Annotated in this window: 15 protein-coding genes; 7 read left to right on the top strand and 8 right to left on the bottom strand. The window is 71.0% G+C overall.

Going from position 1 to position 15,666, the window contains the following annotated elements; all coding sequences use genetic code 11:
* Nucleotide 1 precedes the first annotated feature (1 nt).
* Nucleotides 2-1,207 (bottom strand): fumarylacetoacetase, encoded by a 1,206-nt coding sequence (fahA, locus tag FHR82_RS15080; protein ID WP_311771088.1) that lies wholly within the window; start codon nucleotides 1,205-1,207, stop codon nucleotides 2-4.
* Nucleotides 1,204-2,079, bottom strand: coding sequence for a hypothetical protein (locus FHR82_RS46050; protein ID WP_311771138.1), 876 nt, complete (start codon nucleotides 2,077-2,079; stop codon nucleotides 1,204-1,206). The genes fahA and FHR82_RS46050 overlap by 4 nt, the downstream gene beginning before the upstream one ends.
* Before the next feature lie 70 nt (nucleotides 2,080-2,149).
* On the opposite strand from FHR82_RS46050, the gene FHR82_RS15070 reads away from it, so the two are divergent.
* Both FHR82_RS15070 and FHR82_RS15065 read left to right on the top strand, forming a co-directional pair.
* The gene (locus FHR82_RS15070; protein WP_184810997.1) at nucleotides 2,150-3,328 is read left to right on the top strand and encodes a homogentisate 1,2-dioxygenase; all 1,179 of its coding nucleotides are present in this window, start codon (nucleotides 2,150-2,152) and stop codon (nucleotides 3,326-3,328) included.
* A gap of 139 nt (nucleotides 3,329-3,467) precedes the next feature.
* Nucleotides 3,468-5,636: a PQQ-dependent sugar dehydrogenase gene (locus FHR82_RS15065; protein WP_184810996.1), complete on the top strand. Its 2,169-nt coding sequence runs from the start codon at nucleotides 3,468-3,470 to the stop codon at nucleotides 5,634-5,636.
* A gap of 30 nt (nucleotides 5,637-5,666) precedes the next feature.
* Here the strand turns inward: FHR82_RS15065 and FHR82_RS15060 are convergent, their stop codons facing one another.
* On the bottom strand, nucleotides 5,667-6,296 hold the full coding sequence (locus FHR82_RS15060; protein WP_311771087.1) for a LysE family translocator: 630 nt from the start codon (nucleotides 6,294-6,296) through the stop codon (nucleotides 5,667-5,669).
* 72 nt (nucleotides 6,297-6,368) lie between these two features.
* Between FHR82_RS15060 and FHR82_RS15055 the strand changes: the two genes are divergently transcribed.
* Nucleotides 6,369-7,145, top strand: coding sequence for a DUF2470 domain-containing protein (locus FHR82_RS15055; RefSeq protein WP_225944021.1), 777 nt, complete (start codon nucleotides 6,369-6,371; stop codon nucleotides 7,143-7,145).
* A gap of 112 nt (nucleotides 7,146-7,257) precedes the next feature.
* Here the strand turns inward: FHR82_RS15055 and ligD are convergent, their stop codons facing one another.
* A complete protein-coding gene (gene ligD, locus FHR82_RS15050) occupies nucleotides 7,258-9,666 on the bottom strand; it encodes a DNA ligase D (RefSeq protein ID WP_184810995.1) in 2,409 nt (802 codons plus the stop codon).
* A 23-nt stretch (nucleotides 9,667-9,689) separates the two neighbouring features.
* A complete protein-coding gene (locus tag FHR82_RS15045) occupies nucleotides 9,690-10,490 on the bottom strand; it encodes a CPBP family intramembrane glutamic endopeptidase (RefSeq protein ID WP_376706414.1) in 801 nt (266 codons plus the stop codon).
* 35 nt (nucleotides 10,491-10,525) lie between these two features.
* On the opposite strand from FHR82_RS15045, the gene FHR82_RS15040 reads away from it, so the two are divergent.
* On the top strand, nucleotides 10,526-10,984 hold the full coding sequence (locus FHR82_RS15040; protein WP_184810994.1) for a PPOX class F420-dependent oxidoreductase: 459 nt from the start codon (nucleotides 10,526-10,528) through the stop codon (nucleotides 10,982-10,984).
* Here FHR82_RS15040 and FHR82_RS15035 read toward each other — a convergent pair.
* Nucleotides 10,981-11,850, bottom strand: coding sequence for a hypothetical protein (locus FHR82_RS15035; RefSeq protein WP_184810993.1), 870 nt, complete (start codon nucleotides 11,848-11,850; stop codon nucleotides 10,981-10,983). The two genes, FHR82_RS15040 and FHR82_RS15035, sit on opposite strands and share 4 nt — an antisense overlap.
* 47 nt (nucleotides 11,851-11,897) lie before the next feature.
* A complete protein-coding gene (locus FHR82_RS15030) occupies nucleotides 11,898-12,422 on the bottom strand; it encodes a DM13 domain-containing protein (protein WP_184810992.1) in 525 nt (174 codons plus the stop codon).
* 101 nt (nucleotides 12,423-12,523) lie between these two features.
* On the opposite strand from FHR82_RS15030, the gene FHR82_RS15025 reads away from it, so the two are divergent.
* Nucleotides 12,524-13,708, top strand: a complete 1,185-nt coding sequence (locus tag FHR82_RS15025; protein ID WP_184811539.1) for an arginine deiminase — start codon at nucleotides 12,524-12,526, stop codon at nucleotides 13,706-13,708.
* A 129-nt stretch (nucleotides 13,709-13,837) separates the two neighbouring features.
* Here FHR82_RS15025 and FHR82_RS15020 read toward each other — a convergent pair whose 3' ends face one another.
* Complete coding sequence (locus FHR82_RS15020; protein WP_184810991.1) at nucleotides 13,838-14,758, bottom strand: helix-turn-helix transcriptional regulator; 921 nt, start codon at nucleotides 14,756-14,758, stop codon at nucleotides 13,838-13,840.
* A 45-nt stretch (nucleotides 14,759-14,803) separates the two neighbouring features.
* On the opposite strand from FHR82_RS15020, the gene FHR82_RS15015 reads away from it, so the two are divergent.
* Both FHR82_RS15015 and FHR82_RS15010 read left to right on the top strand, forming a co-directional pair.
* Nucleotides 14,804-15,193 carry a RidA family protein gene (locus FHR82_RS15015; protein ID WP_221463790.1) on the top strand — a complete coding sequence of 130 codons (390 nt, stop codon included), beginning with the start codon at nucleotides 14,804-14,806 and terminating at the stop codon, nucleotides 15,191-15,193.
* Complete coding sequence (locus FHR82_RS15010; RefSeq protein WP_311771086.1) at nucleotides 15,190-15,627, top strand: SRPBCC family protein; 438 nt, start codon at nucleotides 15,190-15,192, stop codon at nucleotides 15,625-15,627. Before FHR82_RS15015 ends, FHR82_RS15010 begins: the two co-directional genes overlap by 4 nt.
* Nucleotides 15,628-15,666: the final 39 nt, after the last annotated feature.

Below are 15,666 nucleotides of genomic sequence, written 5' to 3'. Positions count from 1 at the left end.
CTCAGACCGCCGGGACCACTCTGCCCGTGACCGGTGCGATGCCGACCACCGAGCCGTCCTCGCCAGGGGCGGTCGCGGTGATCACCACCTCGTCGCCGTCCTCCAGGAAGGTCCTGGTCACGCCGTCCGCGAGGGTGATCTCCTCCTTGCCGCCCCACGACAGCTCCAGGAAGCAGCCGAGCCTCGACTTGTCGGGGCCGGACACCGTGCCGGACGCGAACAGGTCGCCGGGGCGGACCGTGGCACCGTTGACCGTCATGTGGGCCAGCTGCTGCGCGCACGTGTACGACATGTCCGAGAACCTCGGCCGCGACACCACGGTCCCGTTCCACTCGACGACCAGCCGCAGGTCCAGACCCCACGGTGTGTCCTCCACGAGGTACGGGAGACGGGGGTGGCCGACATCGGCGGCAGGCACGCGGGCCATCGCCAGCGCGTCGAGCGGGGTGATCCACGCCGAGACCGACGTCGCGAACGATTTGCCGAGGAACGGGCCGAGTGGCTGGTACTCCCAGCCCTGGATGTCGCGCGCGGACCAGTCGTTCACCAGCACCACGCCGAAGATGTGCTCTGCCGCCGACGACGTCGGCACGCGGCGGGCGACCGGGCCGCCGCACACGAAACCGACCTCCGCCTCGATGTCGAGCCTGCCGCTCGGGCCGAACTGCGGGCCCGACGAGCCGCGCCGCTGGCCGTCCGGGCGCTCGATGTCGGTACCCGAGACGACGACCGTGCCGGAGCGGCCGTGGTAGCCGACCGGCAGGTGGGTCCAGTTCGGCAGCAGCGGGTCGGTGTCCGGCCGCATGATCCGGCCGACGTTCTCCGCGTGGTAGCGCGAGGAGTAGAAGTCCACGTAGTCGCCGACGGTGAACGGCAGCGCCATCCGCACGTCCGTCAGCGGCACCAGCGTCGCGCCCGTGGGCGGGGCGGTCTGGGCGACCAGGTCCACGAGCCGGGCACGCAGCGCGCTCCACTCCACCCGCGTCGCCGCGAGGAGCGGGTCGAGCGAGGAGCCGGACACCAGGTCGGCGACGTCGCCGAGGTCGTGCGCGACCGACCGCAGCGGCAGCGCGTGATCACCCAGGCGCACCGCCACCCGCGGCCCGTCCCCCGCGTCGACCACGCCGTACGGCAGGGTCTGCGGACCGAACGGCTGGTCCCGCGCGAAGGCGGGATCCCGCACCCACGACGCCGGCGACACCGTCACAGCAGCCCCAGTCCCTCGAGGTCGGCGACCGGGTCGGTGAGCGAGCACGACCCGTAGGAGGCGAACACGCCGCGCACCGACAGCGCCTCGTGCTCGGTCATGTTCTGCGCCTCCTCGGCGAGCGCCGTGCCGTCGGTCGACTCGAGCGCCGCCCGCACGTGTTCGGCATCCGCGCCCGCCAGCAGGCGGCCGGTGGCGATCAGCAGGTTGAGGAAGCCGTGGTGGGTGAACCCGGTGTCCGCCGCGGTGTGCCGGACCGCGTTGTGCAGGCCAGCGGTCGCCTTGAACGACGCGCCACCCGAGTTGATCACGCCGAGGAACTCGGCGACCTGGTCGACGGCCGGGAAGTTCTCTGCGGACAGGCCGCCGCAGCGGAGCTTGGGCCAGCTGCCGTGCTCGATGACGCGCTGGATGCCGTCGAGCCAGCCCGCGCCGCCGCGCCGCGGCTCGATCACCCGGATCACGTCCTCGGGCACGAACTCGGAGACGCGCTCGAGCCACACCTCGTCGACGTCCGTGGGTGCCGGCATCTCGACCATGCGCAGCGCGAGCAGTTCGGCCCGCGACTCGACGATCGACAGTGCCTTCGGCACACCGCCGAGACCGGTGTCGATGACGAGCGACAGCTCCACCGGCTTGGCCGGCTTCACCTTGATCAACTCGGTGATCAGCTCGGGCAGGCGTGATGCGGGGCAGAGAAAAAGCCCCACCAGGTCGGCGTGCGGGCCCGATCTGCCCGCGAGGTGCAGCCGCACCGCGTCGGGCACGGTCGCGTTCCCTGGCGGGAACAACGCGGCGTCGTCGATGAGGCGAGCGAGCAGGGAGGGCACGTCCCGCTGATCCGATGCGGGCTGGGGTGCGGCGCTTGACACGGCTGACACGCTAGTAGCGTATCGGCAACTGAACAAAGATGTCCGACTATCGGACGTTTTGGAGAGGGCCATGCCTTACTACCGCCGCGTCGGGGAGATACCCCGAAAGAGGCACACGCAGTTCCGCTCACCGGACGGCACGCTGTACGCCGAGGAGCTGATGGGAGTCGAGGGCTTCTCCTCCGACTCGGCCCTCCTCTACCACCGGTACCTGCCGACGGCGATCGTGAACGCCGAGGTCGTCGAGGACCACCGGGGCACGCTCACGCCCAACCACCCGCTGCTACCGAGGGCCTTCCGCACGCAGGACATGAAGTCCGAGCAGCAGCACGAGGTCGACGCCGTGACCGGGCGGCGGACGCTGTTCGGCAACAACGACCTGACGATCGGGTTCGCCATCGCCACGGCACCGAGCCCGCTGTACCGGAACGCGGCCGGTGACGAGCTGCTGTACGTCCAGACCGGGTCCGCCACGCTCGAGACCACCTACGGCGCCCTCGAGGTCGCCGACGGCGACTACGTGGTGCTGCCGACCTCCACGACCTACCGCGTGCTCCCCCACGGCGAGACGCGCCTGTTCGTCATCGAGGCGACCGGCCACATCGGCCCGCCGAAGCGGTACCTGTCCACGAAGGGCCAGTTCCTGGAGCACGCGCCGTACTGCGAGCGCGACCAGCGCGGCCCGGACGGGCCGCTGCTCGCCGACGGCACCGACGTGCCCGTGCTGGTCCGGCACCGCGCCGGGCTCACCCGGTTCACGTACGCCAACCACCCGTTCGATGTCGTCGGCTGGGACGGCTGCCTCTACCCGTGGGCGTTCAACATCCGCGACTTCGAGCCGATCACCGGCCGCGTGCACCAGCCGCCGCCGGTGCACCAGACATTCGAGGGCCCGAACTTCGTGGTCTGCTCGTTCTGCCCGCGCAAGGTCGACTACCACCCCGAGTCGATCCCGGTGCCCTACAACCACGCGAACGTCGACTCCGACGAATTGATGTTCTACGTCGGCGGAAATTACGAAGCGCGAAAAGGCTCCGGCATCGGCATTGGGTCGCTGTCCCTGCACCCATCCGGATTCACACATGGCCCCCAACCGGGTGCCGCGGAAGCGTCCATTGGTGTGGACTATTTCGACGAAACCGCGGTGATGGTTGACACGTTCCGCCCGCTCGAGCTGGGCGAGGGCGCTGTGAACTGCGAAGACCCCGGTTACGCATGGACCTGGTCGGGGCGGGGACCGGGTAGCTGAATCGGGTGAAACAGGACGGCCGCACGGGCCGACTCTCCAGGCAGCTAACTGCCCGGATTGGGGGAAGCCCGTGCGTACCCGCCTTACTTCAGCGCGCCCGAAAACAGCTCTCTTAGCCGTCGCCGGCCTCGTCGCCGGTGTGCTGACCACGTTCACGTCGACCACCACCGCCGGCGCCGCGGTGCCTGCCGGGTTCACCGACACCGCGGTGATCAGCGGGCTGTCCGCGCCGACCAACGCGGTGTTCGCACCCGACGGCCGGGTGTTCGTCAGCGAGAAGAGCGGCCTGGTCAAGACGTTCGACTCGATCACCGACACCACGGCGACGGTCACCGCAGACCTGCGCACCCAGACGCAGGACTTCTGGGACCGCGGCCTGCTCGGCCTCACACTGGACCCGGCCTACCCCACCAGGCCGTACCTGTACGTCCTGTACACCTACGACGCCGTGCCGGGCGGCACCGCGCCCCGCTGGGGTGACCAGTGCCCGACCCCGCCAGGGGCGACCGAGGACGGCTGCGTCGTCACCGGCCGCCTCTCCAGGCTGACGCTCGACACGTTCGGAGTCGCGACCGGCGCCGAGCAGGTGCTGGTGACCGACTGGTGCCAGCAGTACCCGTCGCACTCGGTCGGCACGGTCGCGTTCGGGCCGGACGGCAACCTGTACGTGGGCGGCGGCGACGGCGCGAGCTTCAACTTCGCCGACTGGGGCCAGCGCGGCAACCCGTGCGCCGACCCACCGAGCCCGGCAGGCGTGAACCTGGCGCCGCCGGACGCCCGCGGCGGCGCGTTGCGGTCGCAGTCGCCGCGCCGCCCGGCCGGTGAGCCGGTGACGCTCGACGGCACGATCACCCGCGTCCACCCGGACACCGGCGCCACGCAGATCGTCGCGTACGGCCAGCGCAACCAGTTCCGCTTCGCGTTCCGGCCCGGCACCAGCGAGATCTGGTCGGGTGACGTCGGCTGGAACACGTGGGAGGAGATCAACCGGATCACGAACGTCTCCGACGCGACCGTCGAGAACTTCGGCTGGCCGTGTTACGAGGGCTCGGCCCGGCAGTCCGGCTACGACGGCGCGAACCTGACGATGTGCGAGTCGCTGTACACCGCCGGGGGCCAGACCGCGCCGTACTACGCGTACAACCACGCCGCGTCGGTCGCGACCGGCGACGGCTGCCCCACCGGTGGCTCGTCGATCGCGGGCATCGCGTTCGAGACGAGCAGCAACTACCCGGCCGCCTACGACGGCGCACTGTTCTTCGCCGACAGCTCGCGTGGCTGCATCTGGGCCATGCAGCGCGGCTCGAACGGCCTGCCGAACCCGGCGACGATCGTGCCGTTCGTGACCGGCGTCAACGCTCCGGTGCAGGTGCTGACCGGCCCGGGCGGCGACCTGTACTACGTCGCGCTCGGCGCGGGCCAGCTGCGCCGCGTGAGCTACCCGGCGGGCACGAACCTGCCGCCGACCGCGGTGGCGACCGCGAACCCGACGTCCGGCAACGCACCGCTGACCGTCCAGTTCACCGGTTCCGGCTCCACGGACCCGGAGGGCGGCGCGCTCACGTACGCGTGGGACCTCGACGGCGACGGCGCCTACGACGACTCGACCGCGGCCAACCCGAGCTACACCTACCTCACGCAGGCGTCGGTCACGGCACGGCTGCGGGTCACCGATCCCGGCGGCCTGTCCGGTACCGCGTCGGTGGTGATCACGGTCGGCAACCCGCCGTCGGACTCGCCGGTGGTGACCATCGACAACCCGACCGCGGCGACGCAGTGGAGTGTCGGCCAGACCATCCCGTTCGCGGGCCGGGCGGCGGACGCACAGGACGGCACACTGCCCGCGTCCGCGCTGTCGTGGCAGCTCACACTGCAGCACTGCACGTCGTCGACGAACTGCCACGCGCACAACGTCCAGTCGTGGAACGGGATCTCCTCCGGCAGCTTCGTCGCGCCGGACCACGAGTACCCGTCGTTCCTGGACCTGACGTTGCGGGCGACCGACTCGGACGGCAACACGACGTCCCAGACGGTGCGGCTGAACCCGCGCACGGTGAACCTGACGTTCACGTCCAGCCCGAGCGGCGCACGGCTGGTGGTCGGCACGGCCGAGCAGGTCACGCCGTTCACGCGGACCGTGATCGTGGGGTCGAACAACTCCGTCAGCGCGCCGAGCCCGCAACGCCTCACGCTGGGCCTCGGGTTCCGGTTCCGCAGTTGGTCCGACGGCGGGGCGCAGACCCACAACATCACCGCGCCCGCGACCGCGACGACCTACCGCGCGAACTTCCAGTTGTGCCTGTGCTGAGCGGAACTCGCGGAACGAACATCGTCACGGCTACTGGCTGACGGCGATCCGCACGCCGATGCCGACGAGGAGGGTGCCCATCACCGCGTCGATCGTCCGCCGGACCTTCGACGCGGTGAGGAACCTCCGCAGCGCGGTGACCACGTTCGCGAGGACCGTGAACCAGACGAGCGAGGTCAGCGCGGCGACCGCGGTGAGGATGGCGGTGTCGGTGACCGTCGCGTCGTGGGGCAGGAACTGCGGCCACAGCGCGAGGAAGAAGACCGCGACCTTCGGGTTGAACAGGTTGGTGAGCAGGCCCTGGCGGTAGGCGGTGAACGCGCTCCGCCGGGTCTGCGCCACTTCCGGCTGCTTGGCCTGTTCGTACCCGCCGCGGCGGGCGGCCAGCAGCGACTGGATGCCGAGCAGCACGAGGTAGGCCGCGCCGGCGAGCTTGACGACGGTGAACGCGACCGCGGACGCGGCGAGCAGCCCGGCGATCCCGATCGAGGTGACGACCGCCCAGGCCAGCACCCCGGACGCGATGCCTGCCGCACAACCGAGGCCCGCGCGCCTGCCGCCCGCGAGCACGCTGCGGAGCATGACGACGAAGTCGGGACCGGGTGACATGGCGGCGAGGAGGATGACACCGGCGAGGCCGAGGGCCTGGGTCACGTTCACCGCGCCAGGCTACCGACGCTGTCGATTGTTCTTCCAGAGCAAGTTAGGTTAGCCTAAGTCGGGAGGTGCTCCTTGACCGATCGACCGCCGACACCGAATCCGGGCGAGCGCGCCAGGACCATCGCCGCGCGTGGCCCGGCCACGCTGCTGCCGCCCATGCCGTCCCTGCCGCCGACCGGCGCGGTCGCGGACCGGGTGACACCGCTGCTGCACCACGTGCACGACGACGGTGTGGTGTCGGTGCTGCTGCCCGACGACCACCAGCTGCCCGCGGCACTCGCGGACGGCGTGCTGACGTCGATGGTCGAGGTGGTCGACATGGCACCGGTGCCGCTGCGCGAGTCCGTGCGCGGCCTGCTGTGGATCACCGGCCAGCTCTCCGTGCTGCCACTGCCCGCCGCGCGCGGGGTGGCGCTGACGATCGCGGCCCAGCGCCCGGACCCTCGGCTGCTCGACCTCGGCCACGGCGCGTCGCTGCTGCGGCTCACGCCGGTGTCGATGGTGATCGCGGACGCCGACGGCACGCACCCGGTCACGCAGGCGACGTTCGCGGCGGCCGACCCGGACCCGTTCTGCCACGAGGAGGCCGGCTGGCTGCGGCACCTCGAGCTGTCGCACACGGAGGTCGTGCACACGCTGCGCCGCCACCTGCCCACGCACCTGCAGGGCGGCCACCTCAGGCCGCTGGGCCTGGACCGGTACGGCCTGCGGCTGCGAGTCGAGGACATCGAGGGCGACCACGACATCCGCCTGGCGTTCTCCCGGCCGATCTCCACGCTCGAGGAGCTGTCGGACGAGCTGCGCAGGATGGTCGGCTGCCCGTTCCTGGCGCTACAGCACGGGGTCTAGTGCTGTCCGCCAACGTCTGGCGGGTCCTCCGGCGGTTCGGCCGAGCCGACCGTGATTGGCGTGCCGGGGTGGGCTGGTTCGCCATGAAAGGCGCGTTCGGGGCAGCCGGCGATCACGGCAGTTCGGGGAGTTTCGGGCGTTTCTTCACCAGCAACGGTTTCAGCAGGTCGCCGTGCTCCTCGACGCGGCTCAGCACGTTCTTCGCCGTGAAGGTCAGGTCGTTCGGGTGGCGGCAGTTCGCCACCTCGTCCCAGGTGATCGGGGTCGACGCCGTCGGGGTTTCGCGGCCGCGCAGGGAGTACGGGGCGATCGTCGTCTTGTAGCGGTTGTTCTGGCTCCAGTCGATGAACACCTTGCGTGGCCGCAGGTCCTTCGCCATCCGCGCCACCACCAGCTTCGGGTGCTCGCGTGCCAGGTGCTCCGCCACCGCCTTCGCGTACTCCGACGTGCGCTCCACCGCGGTCGTCGTGATCGGTGCGTACAGCTGCATCCCCTTGTTGCCACTGGTTTTCGCGACCGCTTTCAGGCCGTGCGAGGCCAGCACGTCGCGCAGCAACATGGCCACCTCGCAGCACTCGACCATCGTCGCGGGCGGGCCGGGGTCCAGGTCGAACACCACCAGGTCGGGGGTGAGCCGCTCCCCCGCGTCGTCCACCTTCCACTGCGGGATGTGCAGCTCCAGCGCCGCCATGTTCGCCGACCACACCAGGCTCGGCAGGTCGTTCAGCAGCACGAAGTCCAGCGTCTCGTTGCCGCGGGTGCTGCCCGGCGTCTCGATCCGGACCTTCCGCAGCCACTCCGGCGCGTGCCGTGCCGCGTTCTTCTCGAAGAACGGCTGGCCCAGCACGCCGTCCGGCCACCGGCGGAGCGTCACCGGGCGGTCTATCAGGTGTGGCAACAAGAACGGCGCGATCCGGCTGTAGTAGTCGATCACCTGCGCCTTGCTGAAGCCGGGATACAGCGCCTTGTCCAAATTGGACAGTCGGAGCCGTGTGCCGTCGACCTCCACCAGCACGTTCTGCGGCTGCGGCTCCTCCGGCTCGTCGTCCGCCCACGGCGGTTCGTCCTCGAGCTCCGCGCCGGGCGTCGCCTCCGGCTCCAGGTCCGCCGCGTCCTTGTCCGAGCGCAGCCCGCGCCACGACGGCGCGCGCAGCCTGCCGTCCGGCGTCCAGTTGCGGAACTCCACCTCGCCGACCAGCTCGGGCGCCACCCACGTCGCGCCCTTCGCGCGTTCGCGCGGCACCTGGTTGATGAACGGGTTCTCCTCGCACACCAACGGCTTCAGGCGATCGTGCAGTGCCGCGAGCGCTTCGTCGGTGAAGCCGGTGCCGACCTGGCCCACGTACCGCAGGCCCGCGTCGGTCGGCACGCCCAGCATCAGCGAGCCGATCGTGCCCGCGCGCCTGCCCTCGCCGGGACGCCAGCCGCCGATCAGCACCTCCAGCGTCAGGACCTCGGTGATCTTCACCCAGTCGGCGGTCCGCCGGCCCGGGTAGTACCGGGACGACAGGCGTTTCGCGATCACGCCCTCCAGCTGCTGGTCGCGCGCGGTCTCCACCACCGCGGCGCCGTCGCCGCTGTACGACGGGGACACGAGCCAGTTCGGCCCGCGCAGCTCGAGGCCCTCCAGCAGCGCACGCCGTTCCGCGAACGGGAGGTCCACACAGGACTTCCCGTCCAGGTACAGCACGTCGAAGATCAGGTACGTGACCGGCACGGTGTTCGCCAGGCTCCGCGCCTGCCGGTCGTGCTGGACGTGCATCCGCTGCTGCAACGCGGGAAAGCTGGGCCTGCCGTCCTGCAGCGCGACGATCTCGCCGTCCAGCCACACCTGCGTCGACCCCAGCTCCTCACCGAGAACTCGCAGCTCGGGGTAGGTGACCGTGATGTCGTTGCCCTTGCGGGAATGCAGCCGCAGCCTGCCACCCTCGATCCTGGCGAGCGCGCGGACGCCGTCCCACTTGAACTCGTACGACCAGTCCGACTCGTCCTCCGGCAGCGTGCCCGGCGACGCCAGCATCGGCTCCACCAGCTCCGGCAACAGCTGGAACCCCGACCGCAGCGGCGGCTCCGAACGCCGGACCATCCAGTCCTTGCTGTCCTTGCCGCTGCGGAAGAAGGTGTACCGCCCCTTGGCCCGCTCCCCGGCGAAGACCACCGCCACCTCGCGGTCGGACCACTTCAGCGTCTCGTAGTGGCCGCGGTCCCAGATGAACATCCGGCCACCGCCGTACTCACCCTTCGGAATCTCCCCGGAGAACGTCGCGTACTCCATCGGGTGGTCTTCGGTGTGCACCGCCAACCGGATGTCACCGGGCACGTCCGGCAGCCCGCGCGGCACCGCCCACGACACGAGCACCCCGTCGCGCTCCAGCCGCACGTCCCAGTGCAGCCGGGTCGCGTGGTGCTCCTGGATGACGAACGTGTCGTTGTTGCCCGTCGGCAGCGGCTCGTCGGCCGGCACCGGTTCTGGGGTCTTCGCGGGATCGCGTTTCCTGCGGTACTCGTCGAGGCCGGCCATGACCTATTCGTACCTGTTCGGCCTCACGGCAGCCAGGAGACGCGGCCACGTAGTGCCGCGTAACCGACGAACGCGACGAAGTCGATCAGGAAGTGCGCCAGCACCAGCGGCCACAGCCGGTTGGTCCGCTGCCACACCCGGCCGAACACCAGGCCCATGACCACGTTGCCGACGAACCCGCCGAAGCCCTGGTAGAGGTGGTAGGACCCGCGCAGCACCGACGACACCAGCAGCGACGCGTTCTCCCCCAGCCCCAGCTGCCGCAGCCGCGTGATCAGGTAGCCGACGACCAGCACTTCCTCGGCCCACGCGTTGCCGAACGCCGACAGCGGCAGCGTCAGGAACTGCCACCAGTGGTCCAGCGCCGTCGGCACCACGGTCAGGTTCGCGCCGACGGCCCGCGCGATCAGGTAGAACCCGAGCCCTGGCACCCCGATCAGCGCGGCGAGCCCCGCACCGCCCGCGAGGTCGCGCCCGAACCGGCCGCGCGCCAGACCGACCTGCCGCAGCTGGATGCCGCCGCGCCACAGCAGGTACAGGCCGAGCGCGCCCCACGTGAACAGCTGCGTCGCCGACAGCAGCTGGCGGATGAAGTCGAGCACCTGGTTGGTGGCCTGCGAGACGTTCAGCGCCACCGCCTGGTCGGCGAGCCGCTCCTCCCGCAGCAGCGAGTCGACCAGCGAGAGCAGGCTGCGCAGCGCGGAGAGTCCCAGCGTGATCGCGAAGACGATCACCAGCTCGACGACGATCCCTCGGCGCTCACGCCGGTCGGTGACCGGTTCGGGGAAGGCCGGGCGCGGCGGGTTCAGCCAGGTGCGGATCACGGCCGCACGCTACCGGGCGTCGTAGGCTGGTGTCCGTGCCAAAGATCGCAACGGCCGACGAGGTCGACCGCGCCGCCCTGAACGACTTCGTCCGCCCGCGCCACCACGCCGTGCTGGTGACCACGCGCGCCGACGGCAGCCCGCAGATGTCGCCCGTGACGTGCGGCCTGGACGGTGAGGGCCGGATCGTGATCTCGAGCTATCCGCAGCGGGCGAAGTCACGCAACGCCAAGCGGAACCCCACGGTGTCGGTGCTGGTCCTGTCCGACGAGTTCGACGACGCGTACGTGCAGGTCGACGGCACCGCCGAGGTCCTGGACCTGCCGGACGCGCTGGAGCCGCTGGTCGAGTACTTCCGCGTGATCTCCGGCGAGCACCCGGACTGGGACGAGTACCGCGAGGCGATGACCAGGCAGGGCAAGTGCCTGATCCGCGTGACGGTCGAGCGCTGGGGCCCGGTCGCGACCGGAGGCTTCCCGCCCGAGCAGGCTTAGGCGAACAGCTCCTCGATGGTCGAGACCGTCACGGCCCGGCGCACCCAGGTCTCGAGCTGCTCGAGATCGAGGCACTGCATGATCCGCTCCCGCGCGGCGTCGGGCACGGAAATACCGCGCACCTCCAGAACCCCCAGCACCGCCCTGGCCTCGCCTTCGGCACGGCCTTCTTCGCGGCCCTGACCGTAGTAGCGGCGAGCGAACTCGCTTTTGTACTCGTAGGTTCCAGTGCTCATGAGTTCCTCCAGACGGGCCCGTGCCGCTGCAGGCAGCGTCATGAGCACGAGGTCAGTGTACAAGTTTGCTTGGTCATCAGAGAGTGCTCGCAGGCCGGCCAGGAACGCGGACAGGACCTTGTCGCCATCGATTCCGGCGCCGTGGGCCATGGCCGAAAGCACTGCCAGCTCCGGTTTGCCGACCGCCTCCTCGGGGTCGGTGAGCACGGGCACCCGATCGGGGGCGATCACCACCGGACGCAGAGCCCAGTCCGGATGGCCCAGGTCGATCGACGCCGCGCACCAGGTGGCCACCGCGCTGTCCGGGCACACCACAAGCAGCACGACCGGCACCTGGAGGCGAGCACGGAGCGTCGTCAGGTACACCGGCCAGGACCAGCGCTTGGCCGGGTCCCGCCGCAGTTGCACCTCGATCACGACCGCGCCAACCGGTGCGTCGCCGCTGGTCAGCACGGTGACCGCGTCCGCCCGATACTCAGTGGGCGTCAGATCGGTCAGGTCGCTCGACCCCACACTCGCGTGCGCGTACGACGGCATCGCCACACCGAGCTGACCGCGCAGCAACTCAGCGGCCAGCGCCGGGCGCTGCCGGAACAGCTCGATCAGGGCTTCGTGAACATGGGAGGGCACGGGGTCATATTACCGAACGTATCGATCAATGACTCAGGGTGTTCGAACTAGAGTGCGAGTGCGGCCGACCCGAACGCGACGTTGAAGCGGTCGCACCAGATGACCGCGCTGCGCAGGCCGGTCAGGTCGGCGTCCGCCGGGATCGCGTAGTTGTGGTTGCCGTCGGTCGCCTTGATCTCGCCCAGCGGCACGTACCGGCCGTCGTCGGCCTTGTGCCAGTCGCCGCCCGCGGTCGCCTCGGACAGCCAGACGTGCACGTCCGGGCCGTCGGAGGTGGAGAAGCCCTCCAGGCGCAGGACCCGGGAGCCGTCGGGCAGCTCCAGGAGGCGGGCGGTGCCGCTGGTGTCGTGCTCCTGGCTGACGAACGGACCCTCGGCGAGGACCACCGGCTGAGGCGGCGCGGTGGTCGTCGGCCCAGCGCTCGTGGCCGGGGTGCTACCCGGGGCCGCCACCGGTACCGGTTCGTCCAGGCGGCTGCTCGTGAACGCGCGCCACGGTTCGAACAGCGCGAGGCCCACCCCGAGGCCGATCAGCGCAACGGGCACACCCACCCAGATCAGCAGTCGTCGCATGTGACTCATCGTGGCGGAGGTGGCCGCGACAACCTACTTACCGAGTTATTACGCTCGCCTTCGTGACCGCACCTGATCTCGAAGTTCACGAGCAGCCCCGGGTGGAAAGCGAGGTCGGGCCGTTGCGCGCGGTGCTGCTGCACCGGCCGGGCGACGAGCTGAAGCGCCTCACGCCGCGCAACAACGACCAGCTGCTGTTCGACAGCATCCCGTGGGTCGACCGCGCGCAGGAGGAGCACGACGCGTTCTCGGAGACGCTCAGGTCCCGCGACGTCGACGTGCTGCTGCTCGTGGACGCCCTGGTCGCCGCGCTGGGCGACGAACGTGCCCACGCGGCGGCCGCCGACACGGCGGTCGACCGGCGGCGGGTCGGCCACGAGCTGGCCGACGCGCTGTCCTCGCACCTGTCGACGCTGACGCCGACCGGCCTCGCGGACGTGCTGATGGCGGGCATGACGTTCGAGGAGCTGCCCGCCGCGGAGGGCGCTTCGCTGGTGCGCAAGATGCACCACCCGCACGACTTCGTCGTCGACCCGCTGCCGAACCTGCTGTTCACCAGGGACTCGTCGGTGTGGATCGGCAACAGGGTGGCGATCGCGTCGCTCGCGATGCCGGCCAGGAACCGGGAGACGGCGCTGCTGGACCTGATCTACGCGTACCACCCCAGGTTCCGGTCGGCGGGCCGCGCGTACGGCGCGCACTCGGCACCGGTCGAGGGCGGCGACGTGCTGCTGCTCGCGCCCGGTGTCATGGCGATCGGCGTCGGTGAGCGCACGTCGCCCGCTGGTGCGGAGTCGCTGGCCCGGTCGGCGTTCGCGGACGGTCTGGCGCACACGGTGCTGGCGGTGCCGATCGCGCAGGACCGGGCGACGATGCACCTGGACACGGTGTGCACGATGGTCGACCGGGACGCCGTGGTGATGTACCCGGCGGTGCGGGACACGCTGGTCGCGTACCCGCTGCAGCCCGACGACGCGAAGGGTGTGCGGGTGGCGGGGCCGGTCCCGTTCCTGGAGGCCGCCGCGACGGCGATGGGCATCGACCGGCTGCGCGTGATCGACACGGGCCTCGACCCGGTGACGGCCGAACGCGAACAGTGGGACGACGGCAACAACACGCTGGCCGTGGGGCCGGGGGTCGTGGTCGCGTACGAGCGGAACGTGGAGACGAACGAGCGGCTGGAGGAAGCGGGGATCGAGGTACTGCGGATCCGCGGCTCCGAGCTGGGCAGCGGCCGCGGCGGCCCGCGCTGCATGTCGTGCCCGATCGTGCGAGCACAGCTGTAAAGGCTCGCGCGCGTTACCCAACCCCCACCCTGTCCCGGGGGCGTCCCGCCATGCCAGTCTACCAGGTGGAGGTCACGATTCAAGGGGTGTGGGGCGAACTGTGGATAACTGGGAGCCCTGTGGACAACTTCAGTAGCGGTCCGCGAGCCAGCGGCCCAGCGCGCGCAGCCGGTCGTTGAGTTCCGGCGGTTCGAGCACGTCCAGATCCAGGTTCAGGTACGCGAGCCAGCGTGCCGCCCAGTCCAGGTCGTCCGTGCCCAGGCGGAGTTCGCACTCGTCGTCGTTGTCGATCACCGTCGCCACGGTCGGGTCGACCAGTTCGCACACCAGGTCCGCCGACGTGTACACCCGCACGCGGACGCGGTGGCGCCACGGGCCGTGCGCGAGCGAGTCGGCCACGAACGCGGACGCGTCGGCCGGTGGTTCCGGGACCTCGAACCGGGTGCCGAGCGGCTGCACCCGCGTGACGCGGTCGAGCGCGTAGACGACCCAGCCGTCCGAGCCGCGCGGGCAGGCGACCAGGTACCAGCGGCGGCGCAGCGTGACCAGCCGGTGCGGCTGCACGTCGACCGGCCGGTCCCGGTGGCGGATCCGGACGGCTTCGTCCGCGCGGCACGCCAGCGCGGCCGGGACCAGCACGTCGCGGCCCGCGCGGCGTTGTGCTGATCCCGGCAGCGCCTCGACGTCGGCCAGCGCGGCCAGCCGGGTGCGCCAGCGGGACGGCACGACCTGCGTGAGCTTGGCCAGTGCCGTGACCGCGGCGGTTTCGAGACCCTCGACGGTGACGGCGGTGCGCAGGCCGAGGGCGACGGCGGCCACCTCGTCCGCGTCGAGCAGGAGCGGGGGCATCGCACCGCCGGACGCCAGCCGGTAGCCGCCGGTCCGGCCCGCCTCGCCGTCGATGCGGTAGCCGATCTCGCGGAGCTGGGCGACGTCGCGGCGCGCGGTGCGTCCGGTGACGCCGAGCCGTGCCGCGAGCTGGGTGGCGGAGATTCCCGGGTGTGCCTGGAGCAGCGAGAGCGTTTCCAGGCGGCGGTTGGCCGTGCTCACAAACCCTGACACTATCCGTCCGGGTATCGCACCATGATGGGTCGCATGAAGTTGCTCCGTCCCGAGGGACTCGTCCAGTCGCCCGCGTTCAGCCACGTCGCGGTGGTGCCGCCGGAGGCGACCACGGTCTACGTCGGCGGTCAGAACGCCGTCGACGCCGACGGCACGCTCGTCGGCGGTGGTGACGCCGCCGCGCAGACCGGTCAGGTGATGAGGAATCTGCACGCGGCGCTGGCCGCGGCGGGCGCGAGCGTTCACGATCTGGTCATGATGACGATCCTGGTGGTCGACGGTGTCGACATCGGCGCTGCCTACCAGGTCGCGGCCGCTGAGCTGGACGGCGCGGCGCCGGCGGTCATGGTCGCGCGGGTGGCCGGGCTCGCCGTGCCGGGTGCCCTGGTCGAGCTGAGCGCGGTCGCGGCGGTGCCGGCGTGACCGCGGGGCGGCGGTCGCCGGTCGGGTTGACGCGCGACGTGGGCTGGCAGATCGGGGTGTCGAAGACGATCGACCACCCGGTCGAGGACGTGTGGGGTTTCATCACGTCGCCGGAGGGGATCGCGATCTGGCTCGGCGAGGGCGTTTCGGTGCTGCCGGAGCCGGGCGAGGGTTACGAGACGGTGGACGGCGTGCGGGGCGAGACGCGCAGCTTCCGTGAGCTGGACCGGCTCCGGCTCACGTGGCAACCGGCCGGCTGGCGGCACGAGACGACGCTGCAGCTGACGGTGACGTCGGCGGGCGCGGGCCGGGCGCGGCTGGGTGTCCACCAGGAGCGGCTGGCCGACGCCGAGGAGCGGGAGCAGCAACGCACCCACTGGCGCGGCGTGATCAACGCACTGGCAGCGGCACTGAACGACCAACACCCCACCTGAGCAGGGAAAACACCGCTCCCAGCTCGCGCGCGCGTTTAC

Source organism: Actinophytocola algeriensis, assembly GCF_014203735.1.
In the GTDB taxonomy this organism is placed as follows: domain Bacteria; phylum Actinomycetota; class Actinomycetes; order Mycobacteriales; family Pseudonocardiaceae; genus Actinophytocola; species Actinophytocola algeriensis.
This window is presented reverse-complemented; position numbering and strand designations above follow the sequence as displayed.

Excerpts from the sequence above, each read along its gene's own strand:
- FHR82_RS15070 (WP_184810997.1), top strand. The coding sequence starts at position 2,150 with ATGCCTTACTACCGCCGCGTCGGGGAGATACCCCGAAAGAGGCACACG.
- ligD (WP_184810995.1), bottom strand. The coding sequence starts at position 9,666 with ATGGCCGGCCTCGACGAGTACCGCAGGAAACGCGATCCCGCGAAGACC.
- FHR82_RS15030 (WP_184810992.1), bottom strand. The coding sequence starts at position 12,422 with ATGCGACGACTGCTGATCTGGGTGGGTGTGCCCGTTGCGCTGATCGGC.
- FHR82_RS15015 (WP_221463790.1), top strand. The coding sequence starts at position 14,804 with ATGAAGTTGCTCCGTCCCGAGGGACTCGTCCAGTCGCCCGCGTTCAGC.